General features: G+C 72.1%; 11 protein-coding genes. 8 read left to right on the top strand and 3 right to left on the bottom strand.

Features of this window, described 5'->3' with window-relative positions; genetic code table 11:
- Nucleotides 1–148: 148 nt before the first annotated feature.
- Nucleotides 149–328, bottom strand: coding sequence for a hypothetical protein (locus ACFV6D_RS23475; protein WP_063348791.1), 180 nt, complete (start codon nt 326–328; stop codon nt 149–151).
- 252 nt (nt 329–580) lie between these two features.
- Complete coding sequence (gene phoU / locus ACFV6D_RS23470) at nt 581–1,261, bottom strand: phosphate signaling complex protein PhoU (protein ID WP_063348792.1); 681 nt, start codon at nt 1,259–1,261, stop codon at nt 581–583.
- Nucleotides 1,262–1,568: 307 nt separating this feature from the next.
- On the opposite strand from phoU, the gene ACFV6D_RS23465 reads away from it, so the two are divergent.
- Nucleotides 1,569–2,990 carry a sensor histidine kinase gene (locus tag ACFV6D_RS23465; protein ID WP_380341334.1) on the top strand — a complete coding sequence of 474 codons (1,422 nt, stop codon included), beginning with the start codon at nt 1,569–1,571 and terminating at the stop codon, nt 2,988–2,990.
- Between the two features lie 2 nt (nt 2,991–2,992).
- Nucleotides 2,993–3,688, top strand: coding sequence for a response regulator transcription factor (locus tag ACFV6D_RS23460; protein ID WP_030061050.1), 696 nt, complete (start codon nt 2,993–2,995; stop codon nt 3,686–3,688).
- Nucleotides 3,689–3,797: 109 nt separating this feature from the next.
- On the opposite strand, the gene ACFV6D_RS23455 is transcribed toward ACFV6D_RS23460, so the two are convergent.
- Nucleotides 3,798–4,463, bottom strand: a complete 666-nt coding sequence (locus tag ACFV6D_RS23455; protein ID WP_363375142.1) for a DUF461 domain-containing protein — start codon at nt 4,461–4,463, stop codon at nt 3,798–3,800.
- A 428-nt stretch (nt 4,464–4,891) separates the two neighbouring features.
- Here ACFV6D_RS23455 and ACFV6D_RS23450 point away from each other — a divergent pair, with 428 nt between their 5' ends.
- From ACFV6D_RS23450 to rlmB, 6 genes are all read left to right on the top strand, one after another.
- Entirely contained in the window at nt 4,892–5,374 is a 483-nt protein-coding gene (locus ACFV6D_RS23450; protein WP_030244332.1) for a CarD family transcriptional regulator, read from the top strand.
- 311 nt (nt 5,375–5,685) lie between these two features.
- Entirely contained in the window at nt 5,686–6,411 is a 726-nt protein-coding gene (gene ispD, locus ACFV6D_RS23445; RefSeq protein ID WP_107452910.1) for a 2-C-methyl-D-erythritol 4-phosphate cytidylyltransferase, read from the top strand.
- The gene (gene ispF, locus ACFV6D_RS23440; protein ID WP_350878367.1) at nt 6,401–6,922 is read left to right on the top strand and encodes a 2-C-methyl-D-erythritol 2,4-cyclodiphosphate synthase; all 522 of its coding nucleotides are present in this window, start codon (nt 6,401–6,403) and stop codon (nt 6,920–6,922) included. Before ispD ends, ispF begins: the two co-directional genes overlap by 11 nt.
- Nucleotides 6,923–7,068: 146 nt before the next feature.
- Nucleotides 7,069–7,461, top strand: coding sequence for a PPOX class F420-dependent oxidoreductase (locus ACFV6D_RS23435; protein ID WP_063348796.1), 393 nt, complete (start codon nt 7,069–7,071; stop codon nt 7,459–7,461).
- 94 nt (nt 7,462–7,555) lie between these two features.
- The gene (gene cysS / locus ACFV6D_RS23430) at nt 7,556–8,965 is read left to right on the top strand and encodes a cysteine--tRNA ligase (RefSeq protein WP_380378032.1); all 1,410 of its coding nucleotides are present in this window, start codon (nt 7,556–7,558) and stop codon (nt 8,963–8,965) included.
- Between the two features lie 135 nt (nt 8,966–9,100).
- Entirely contained in the window at nt 9,101–10,093 is a 993-nt protein-coding gene (gene rlmB / locus ACFV6D_RS23425) for a 23S rRNA (guanosine(2251)-2'-O)-methyltransferase RlmB (protein ID WP_063348798.1), read from the top strand.
- Nucleotides 10,094–10,268: the final 175 nt, after the last annotated feature.

The following is a 10,268-nucleotide window of genomic DNA, read 5'->3' as shown; positions in this document are numbered from 1 at the left end:
ACCTCCGCCCCCCCCCCCCGGCCCCGCGGCCGGGGGGGGGGGCGCGGGCGGGCCCCGCCCCCGCGCCCCGGCGCCCCCCGGCCCCCCCCGCGCGCGCCCCCCGCCGCCCGGCCCCCCCACCCTCGGGAACTCCTCGGCGGCGGACCGCTCAGTGGCCGCCGCAGCAGCCGCCGTCCGCGCCGCCGCACTGGCAGGGCGCGCCGGACTGGCAGCCGCAGCCGCAGCCGGGGCCGCAGCCGCAGCCGGCCGCGAGGACGGGCAGGAGCTTCGGGGTGGGCGGCTCGACGGTTTCGTGGGCGCGTGCCGGTCGGGTGGGGTTGGCCTTCATCGAGCTGTTCCCTCCTAGTGACGGGCACAGTCCTGTGCCCCCAACGTCGAGTGAAGCCGCCGATCGGAGGGAGCGTCAACGGGCGCGCAGTGGTGGGATGTACGGGTCGTCGTGCGCCCCCACCACCCCTGTCGCAGGTTTACTCACCCTGTGGGGGGAGCGGCCGCCCCTTGAAGCCCCGAGTCCCGAGCCCCCAAGCCCCGAGATGCTGAGCCCCGAGCCCCGAGGCGGCCGCACCGCACCCGCACGAGGTCACTCCGCCGCCGCGGCCTCCGAGGAGGCCACGAACTCGGCCACGTGCTCGCCCGTCACCAGGTACACCACGCGCTTGGCGACCGACACCGCGTGGTCCGCGAAGCGCTCGTAGTAGCGGCCGACCAGGGTGATGTCGACGGCGGTCTCGATGCCGTGGTGCCAGCGGTCGTCGATCAGGTGCGACAGCAGCTCGCGGTGCAGGGAGTCGATCGCGTCGTCGTCCTGCTCCAGCTCCAGGGCCTTGTCGACGTCCTTGGTGGCGATCACCAGGCCGGTCTTGGCCACCAGGCGCTGGGCGAGCTGGCCCATCTCCAGGACGGTGGAGTGCAGGTCGCCGGGCACGGCGGAGTCGGGGTAGCGCATCCGTGCGACCTTGGCGACGTGCCGGGCGAGGTCGCCGCAGCGCTCCAGGTCGGAGCTCATCCGCAGCGAGGTGACGACGATGCGCAGGTCGGTGGCGACCGGCTGCTGGCGGGCGAGCAGGTCGATCGCGCGGTTCTCCAGCTCGTGGTGGAGGTCGTTGATCTTCTCGTCGGCGGCGATCACGCTCTCCGCCAGCGCCAGGTCCGCGTCGAGGAGTGCGGTGGTGGCCCGGCCCAGGGCCGAGCCGACCAGTCGGGCCATCTCGACCAGGCTGTCGCCGATCGCATCGAGTTCCTCGTGGTACGCGTCGCGCATGCTCTCTCCTCAGTAGCTGTGTCGGTGGCGGTGCCGACCGGCCGGCCCGTCCGACGATCGTCTTGTCGTCCGGGTGACCGCTGCTGGTGGCGCGAATCGTACGCGCACACCTGAGACGGCGGCCGGTGGTTCGGCCCGCCGCCCACTCCCACACGGGCTGCATGGCCAACTCTGGGCCGTCCGGGCGACGATGCACGGCCGGTGTGGTGAATCAGCGGCCACGTGAAGGTGAATTCTCGGCAACGCGTGGCCGATGCCTTGATCGGGCCCTTGGGGAGTGCCCTGGCCGTGCGCTTACGCTGGCCACATGGACGTGAACGTGGCCGCCGCCGCTGCCTGCGCCATAGCCGGGCTCGGCGTCGGCCTCACGGCCTCCATCGCCTTCCGTTGGAGCGAGCGCGAGCAGGCCAGGGGCAGGTACGGCGGCACCAGCAGCAGACACCACGGTCGGCACCAAGGGCTGGGCGCCGGCACCCCGGAGCCCCCGCTGCCGCCGGGGGTGGACACCGTCCTCTCCGTCCTCCGCTCCTGCGCGATCGTGCTGGGCGAGGGCGACGAGGTGGTCAAGGCCAGCTCCGCGGCGTACGCGATGGGACTGGTGCGCGGCGGCGCGGTCGCCGTGGACCAGATGCTCTCGCTGGCGCGCGCCACCCGCCGGGACGGCGAGATCCGCCAGGTCGAACTGGAGGTGCCCCGCCCCGGCGTGGCCCGTGCGGGCGAGCCGCTCGCGGTCTCCGTCCGGGTCGCCCCGCTGGGCTCCCGGCTGGTGCTGGTGCTGGTCGAGGACCAGACCGAGCGCCGCCGGGTGGAGGCGGTCCGCCGGGACTTCGTGGCCAACGTCAGCCACGAGCTGAAGACCCCGGTGGGCGCCCTGTCGCTGCTCTCCGAGGCGGTCGCCGACGCGTCCGACGACCCGGAGGCGGTGCAGCGCTTCGCCGGCCGGATGCAGATCGAGGCGACCAGGCTGGCCAGCCTGGTCCAGGAGATCATCGACCTCTCCCGGGTGCAGGACGACCGGCTGATGGTGGACCCGGAGCCCGTCGCGGTGGACGAGCTGATCGCCGAGGCGATCGACCGCTGCCGCCAGCAGGCCGCCGCCAAGCAGATCCTGATCACGGCCGGCGGCATCGCCGGGCTCTACCTGCACGGCAACCGCGGCCAGCTCGCCGCGGCACTCGGCAACCTGGTCGAGAACGCCGTCAACTACAGTCCGCCCCGTACCCGGGTCGCGATCGCCACCCGCCGGATCTCCAGCGCCGCGGCGCTCGGGGAGGCGGACGGCGAGCTGATCGAGATCTCGGTCACCGACCAGGGCATCGGCATCTCGGAGAAGGACCGCGAGCGCGTCTTCGAGCGCTTCTACCGGGTCGATCCGGCCCGCTCCCGGGCGACCGGCGGAACCGGCCTCGGCCTGTCCATCGTCAAGCACGTCGCCGCCTCGCACGGCGGCACGGTCTCGGTGTGGAGCGTCGAGGGCCAGGGTTCGACCTTCACCATCCGCCTGCCCGCCGGGCAGGCGCCCGAGGCCGACGACCTCGACGACACCGACGACCTCGACGACACCGGCGCCCGCGATGCCACCGGCAGCCGTGGCGCCGCCGCCGCGCCCACCAGAACCCTCACCACGGACCGGACGGCCACCACAGGCCGCACGGACCGTCCGCTCCCCACGGGGGAGCGGGAACACCCCCTGTCAGACACAACCCCCCAGCTTGCCCCGGAGGCCTGATCGTGACCCGAGTACTGGTGGTCGAGGACGAGGAGTCGTTCAGCGACGCCCTCTCGTACATGCTCCGCAAGGAAGGCTTCGAGGTGGCTGTCGCCGCCACCGGCCCCGACGCCCTGGAGCAGTTCGAGCGCAACGGCGCCGACCTCGTCCTGCTCGACCTGATGCTGCCGGGCCTGCCGGGCACCGAGGTCTGCCGTCAGCTGCGGGTGCGCTCCAACGTGCCGGTGATCATGGTCACCGCCAAGGACAGCGAGATCGACAAGGTGGTCGGTCTGGAAATAGGTGCGGACGACTACGTCACCAAGCCCTACTCCACCCGTGAGCTGGTCGCCCGGATCCGGGCGGTGCTGCGCCGCCGCGGTGAGGACGGCGGTGCCGGCGAGAACGGCGGCGGCCCGGGCGCCCTGGAGGCCGGCCCGGTCCGGATGGACGTCGACCGGCACGTGGTGACCGTGGACGGCGCCAAGGTCGACCTCCCGCTGAAGGAGTTCGACCTGCTGGAGATGCTGCTGCGCAACGCGGGCCGGGTGCTCACCCGCATGCAGCTGATCGACCGGGTCTGGGGCGCGGACTACGTCGGCGACACCAAGACCCTGGACGTCCACGTGAAGCGCCTGCGGGCCAAGATCGAGCCGGACCCGGGCGCCCCGCGCTACCTGGTCACGGTCCGCGGCCTGGGCTACAAGTTCGAGCCGTAAACCGCGGGCGCGGACAGACGCGGAAGGCCCCCGCCGGCAGTCGCCGGAGGGGGCCTTCGCGTTGGTGTCCGGCAGGCCCGGGAGGGCCCGCCGGACGCCGGGTGGTGCGTCAGTGGGCGCCGGCGGACTGGGTGGCACCCGGGGTGGTGGAACCGGACGGTGCGGGCGCACCGGTGGTGGCCGGGGCGGCCGGGGTGGTGGTGCCGGCGGCCGGGGTGGTCGCGGCGGTGGCGCCCTTGGTGGGCGCGGCCGCCGGGGCCGGCGTCGGGCCGAAGCCCTTGTAGAGGCCCGCGTTCGGGCTCACGCCGGCCTGGGCGTCGACCTTCTGGCCGTCCTTGAAGGTGAACGAGGTGGGGGTGAAGCCGCCGACCTGGACGCCGACCGAGGCGACCTTGGCGGACGGATTGCCGTTGCCACCGATCGCCACGGCGCCGCCGGCCGGGACGACGATGGTGGACAGCGGGGCGCCCGCGGCGTCGGAGAACGCGGCGGTGGCACCGTTGCCGACGGTGATGGACTGCAGCTCCGCCGGGGTGCTGCCCGTGTTGGCGATGTTGACGGTCACGTTGGCGGGACCGTTGTGCTCGCCCGAGGACTCGTCCCCGGTGACGACCACGATGTTGTTCAGCCGAAGGTTCGTTCCGAGGGTTGCCGCCGCGTTGTCGGGCTTGACCTGCAGCGTGTCCGGCGTGTTGCCGGCGGCGCAGGACGACAGCGAGGCGATGGCGATGGCGGCGATGGCGGCGATGCTGCCGCGTCGAAGGCTGCGGCTCACGGCGGCGGCTTCTCCTAAGTCAACGTGTCGATAGGTCAGGTCTCAGATTATCGACCTCGCTTATGCGCTCCTCACGGGGTGGTCCCCGTGTCGCACTCCCGGGGTTCGCGGGGCGGCCGTCCGGCCGCACTTGTGGCGTGTCCGGGTCACTCTCGGGACAAGCTTCGACCAAGATCGAATAACGATGTGGATACGGCCCGATAAACGGTGAAAACCCAAGATCCAATCATGGTTTCCAGAGTGTTGCGCAAGGTTTCGCCGAACGCTGGAACCGCCTCCGACCTGCGGGAAGCCTCCCTCGAACACCGGTCGCAGCACGTCATGGGGGTCCTTGTCAAGCCCCGAGACCGGCCCTGACCTGCGAAAACGCCCTTCGGGTGCGCTGAAAAGCGTGTTATTCTGGAAAGCCACGGAAGGGGTCCTGTCACATGACGTTCAAGGTTGGCGACACGGTGGTCTACCCCCATCACGGGGCCGCGCTGATCGAGGCCATCGAAATTCGCCAGATCAAAGGTGTGGACAAGACCTACCTGGTGCTCAAGGTGCAGCAGGGAGACCTGACGCTCCGCGTGCCCGCTGAGAACGCGGAGTTCGTCGGCGTGCGCGATGTAGTCGGCCAGGAGGGTCTGGACCGGGTCTTCGAGGTGCTGCGCGCACCGTACACCGAAGAGCCGACCAACTGGTCCCGTCGCTACAAGGCGAACCTGGAGAAGCTCGCCTCTGGCGACGTTATCAAGGTCGCCGAGGTTGTGCGCGACCTCTGGCGCCGTGAGCGCGAGCGCGGCCTCTCGGCCGGCGAGAAGCGGATGCTCGCGAAGGCGCGCCAGATCCTCGTCAGCGAGCTCGCGCTGGCGGAGAACACCAACGAGGACAAGGCGGAGACGCTGCTCGACGAGGTGCTGGCCTCGTAGCGCAGTCGGGCTGCCGCCCACCGCTCACAGCGCCCGGTGTCGGCGCGCCGCTCCCAGGACGAAGCGTCCCGGGGTGGTGCAGTGGCACTTCGGGCGCTGAGGCGTGTCCGGACGACGCCCCCGCCCCGAGCCGGTCCAGGCCCGGCAAGACCGTTTTCCGTCCTGCAAGACCGATTCTGCGGGATTGTGCGGCGGACGGTTGGACCGTAATTCTTCGGAAGGGGCCCGTAGCGCCCGCCGGGCACGCCAAGGCCATACCCACTTCTCCGAAGGAGTGAAACCTGAACGCCTCAGCAGCAGTCGCAGCAGCAGTGGTGCCCGCCGCCGGACGCGGTGAGCGGCTGGGGCCCGGTGCCCCGAAGGCCCTGCGGGAACTGGGCGGCGTGCCGCTCCTGGTGCACGCCGTGCGGGCGCTGGCCCGCAGCCGGGCGGTCGGCCTGGTCGTGGTCGCCGCGCCCGCCGACGGGGTGGCCGAGGTGGTCGCCCTGCTGGACAGCCACGGGCTGGACGGCAAGGACATCCGGGTGGTCGCCGGTGGCGCCACCCGCCAGGAGTCGGTCCGGCTCGGCCTGGCCGCGATCCCGGCCGAGGTGGAGATCGTCCTGGTGCACGACGCGGCCCGCCCGCTCGTCCCGGTCGAGGTGGTGGACGCGGTGGCGGCCGCCGTCCGGGCCGGGGCCGGGGCGGTGGTGCCCGCGGTGCCGCTGGCCGACACGGTGAAGCGGGTCGAGCCGAACCCGGGCCGCCCCGAGCCGGTGCTCGACACGCCCGACCGGGCCACCCTGCGCGCGGTGCAGACCCCGCAGGGCTTCGACCGGGCCACCCTGGTCGGGGTGCACGCCAAGGCGCTGGCCGAGGAGGCCGCAGGCGCCGCCGACGCGCCGCCGGTCACCGACGACGCGGGCCTGGTGGAGCGCTACGGCGGCCAGGTCGTCGTGGTGCCCGGCCACGAGGAGGCGTTCAAGGTCACCCGTCCACTGGACCTCGTGCTCGCCGAGGCCGTACTCGCCCGCCGGAGGGCCGCCGATGCCTACTGACCCGCTGACGCCCGCCGACCGGGCCCCGGCCCCCGTGCTGCCGCGCGTGGGTATCGGCACCGACGTGCACGCCTTCGAGGCCGGCCGCCCGCTCTGGGTGGCCGGACTGGAGTGGCCGGACGCCGGGGTCGGGCTCTCCGGGCACTCGGACGCCGACGTCGCCGCGCACGCGGCCTGCGACGCGCTGTTCTCGGCCGCCGGGATCGGCGACCTGGGCGCGCACTTCGGCACCGACCGGCCGGAGTGGGCCGGCGCGTCCGGGGTGAAGCTGCTCGGTGAGGCGGCCCGGCTGGTGCGCGCGGAGGGCTTCGAGATCGGCAACATCGCGGTCCAGGTGGTCGGCGTCCGGCCGAAGATCGGCAAGCGGCGGGCCGAGGCGCAGGCCGCGCTGTCGGCCGCGGCCGGTGCGCCGGTGTCGGTGTCCGGCACCACCACGGACGGCCTGGGCCTGACCGGTCGGGCCGAGGGGTTGGCCGCGATCGCCACGGCCCTGGTGTACGAACGGCGTTGAGCCGGGCGCGGTCGGCAGGGCCGGAATAGGCGGGCCCTGACGAGTGTTCACCCCGCGTGGCGGTGGATCGGTCGGTAGTGTGCGGTTTCGGGCCCGGGCGGGGCTTCCCCTCGGGCCGTACCGCCGACGATGAGAAGAGGTTCTCGATGGGCGTCGAACTCTCAGGCCCCGCCAAGGAATTGCTCGACCGCAAGAGCTTTGCCGTGGTGTCCACGATCCAGCCCGACGGCAGCCCCCAGTCCTCGGTCGTCTGGGTCACGCGGGACGGCGACGACATCCTGTTCTCCACCGTCCAGGGCCGCCGCAAGCACCTCAACCTGGTGCGGGACCCGCGCATCTCGCTCGTGGTCAACCCGCCGGAGAACCCGTACGAGTACGTCGAGGTGCGCGGTTCGGCGACGATGACCACCGAGGGCGGCCGGGAGCTGATCAACGAACTGTCCCGCAAGTACCGCGGCGAGGAGTACGGGTTCGACGGCCCGGACGACGTCCGGGTGGTCGTCCGGCTCAGCCCGCGCAAGGTGGTCGGCAACATCTGACCGGCCCGCGCGGCCCGTGGTTCCCCGGGAGTGCTGCATATCATTCCCGGGGAATGTCGCGGGGCACCCCCTCCTGCCCACTACGCTTGACGCTGTGAGCATTCGCCTGTACGACACCAGCACCCGCCAGGTACGCGACTTCGTCCCGCTTGTACCGGGTTGTGTCTCGATCTACCTGTGCGGCGCTACCGTCCAGTCGGCGCCTCATATCGGGCACATCCGGTCCGGTCTCAACTTCGACATCATGCAGCGGTGGTTCGCCTACCGCGGCTACCAGATCACCTTCGCCCGGAACGTCACCGACATCGACGACAAGGTGATCGCCAAGGAGCGCGAGTTCGGCATCCCGTGGTGGCAGATCGCCTACGAGAACGAGCGGGCGTTCAACGACGGCTACACCGCGCTCGGTTGCCTGCCGCCGACCGTCGAGCCGCGGGCCACCGGGCACATCCCCGAGATGGTCGAGATGATGCGGGGGCTCATCGAGAAGGGCCACGCCTACGCGGCCGACGGCAACGTCTACTTCGACGTGAAGTCGTACCCGGAGTACCTCGCGCTCTCCAACCAGAAGCTCGACGACCTGCGCCAGCCCGAGGGCGAGGGCGAGACCGGCAAGCGGGACCAGCGCGACTTCGCGATGTGGAAGGCCGCCAAGCCGGGCGAGCCGAGCTGGGAGACCCCGTGGGGCCGCGGCCGGCCGGGCTGGCACCTGGAGTGCTCGGCGATGGTCCACAAGTACCTCGGCCCGGCCTTCGACATCCACGGCGGCGGGCTGGACCTGATCTTCCCGCACCACGAGAACGAGATCGCCCAGTCCAAGGCCTACGGCGACGCCTTCGCCAGCTTCTGGGTGCACAACGCCTGGGTCACCATGGCCGGCGAGAAGATGAGCAAGTCGCTGGGCAACTCGGTGCTGGTCTCCGAGATGGTCCAGCGCTGGCGTCCGATCGTGCTCCGCTACTACCTGGGCACCCCGCACTACCGCTCGATGATCGAGTACAGCGAGGACGCCCTGCGCGAGGCCGAGGCCGGGTTCGGCCGGATCGAGGGCTTCATCCAGCGCACCGTCGAGCGCTGCGGGGCGGTCGACGCCGCCCCCGAGGTGCCGCCGGCCTTCGCCGAGGCGATGGACGACGACCTGGGCGTTCCGCAGGCGCTCGCCGTCGTGCACACCGCCGTCCGCCAGGGCAACAGCGCCCTGAACGCGGACGACAAGGAGAACGCGGTGGCGCGTCTGGCCGAGGTCCGTGCGATGCTCGGAGTGCTGGGTCTCGACCCGCTCGACCCGCAGTGGGTCGGGGCGGAGCGCGGCGAGCCTGGGACAATGAAGAGCATGCACGGTGTGGTCGACTCGCTGGTCCGCCTGGTCCTGGACCAGCGGCAGGCGGCGCGTCAGCGCAAGGACTTCGCCACCGCGGACGCCATCCGCGACCAGCTCGGCCTGGCCGGGCTGGTGATCGAGGACACCCCGTCCGGCCCGCGCTGGACGATCAACAGCCAGTAACCCCATCTGACGATCGGGGTGAGGGTGGGCCGTACCGGACCGGTGCGGCCCTCCCGCATGACGTAGCGCATGCAGTCGGCCGCCGCCGGACAGAACGGGGCGGCCGGGCATGCCGGACAGACAGGAAGTACAGCCATGGCCGGCAACAGCCAGCGCAGGAACCGCCGCAACCCCGGATCGAAGAAGGGCGCGTCTGTCGGTACCGGCGGCCACAGCCGGAAGGCGCTCCAGGGCAAGGGCCCGACCCCGCCCGGAGCGGAGCGCAAGGGCCACCCGAAGCAGCGCGCCGCCAACGCCGCGGTCAAGCGCGAGCGGGACGCCAAGGCCCGCGCCGGCATGCGCCGCGCCGGCGGCGCCGGTCGCGGCGGCCGGGGCGGTGCGGGCAGCGCCGAGCTCGTCTTCGGCCGCAACTCGGTCGTCGAGGCCCTTCAGGGCGGCGTCCCGGCCACCGCGCTGTACGTCCAGCAGTTCGTCGACACCGACGACCGCGTCCGCGACGCCTTCCAGGCCGCCAACGACCGCGGCATCCCGCTGATGGAGGCCCCGCGCCCGCAGCTGGACCAGATGACCGGCGGGCTCAACCACCAGGGCCTCGTGCTCCAGGTGCCGCCGTACGAGTACGCGCACCCCGACGACCTGCTGGTCGAGGCCTCCGACTCGGGCCAGGACGCGCTGATCATCGCGCTGGACGGCGTCACCGACTCGCGCAACCTCGGCGCCGTGGTCCGCTCCGCCGCCGCCTTCGGCGCGCACGGCGTGGTCATCCCCGAGCGCCGCGCGGCCGGCATGACCGCCGGTGCCTGGAAGACCTCCTCCGGCGCGGCCGCCCGCCTGCCCGTCGCCCGGGCCACCAACCTCACCCGCACCCTGGAGGCCTACCAGAAGGCCGGCCTCATGGTGGTCGGCCTGGCCGCCGACGGCGAGGCCGAGCTGGGCGACCTGGAGCTGCTGACCGGTCCGGTGGTGATCGTCGCGGGCAGCGAGGGCAAGGGCCTGTCCCGGCTGGTCTCGGAGACCTGCGACATGCGGGTGCGGATCCCGATGTCCGGGCTGACCGAGTCGCTGAACGCCGGTGTCGCGGCGGGCATCGTGCTCTACGAGGCTGCGCGACTGCGCGCCAAGCGCTGAGCACAGCCGGTGTGCGGGGCGCAGGGGAACTTCTGAATTCTCCGCAATCCGAGTGAAAAGCGATCGGGCCCGACCAGGCCCGATGGCGTTTATCATGATAAATTAAAGTTTTCGCCCGACAAACACACGGGAGAGTGTCCTAATCGGTGGTCACCCGGTTAGAAGGGCGTGGACA

The organism is Kitasatospora sp. NPDC059812 (genome assembly GCF_042732075.1).
GTDB lineage: Bacteria > Actinomycetota > Actinomycetes > Streptomycetales > Streptomycetaceae > Kitasatospora.
The sequence above is the reverse complement of the archived record's forward strand: the minus strand, read 5'-3'. Positions and strand labels throughout refer to the sequence as shown.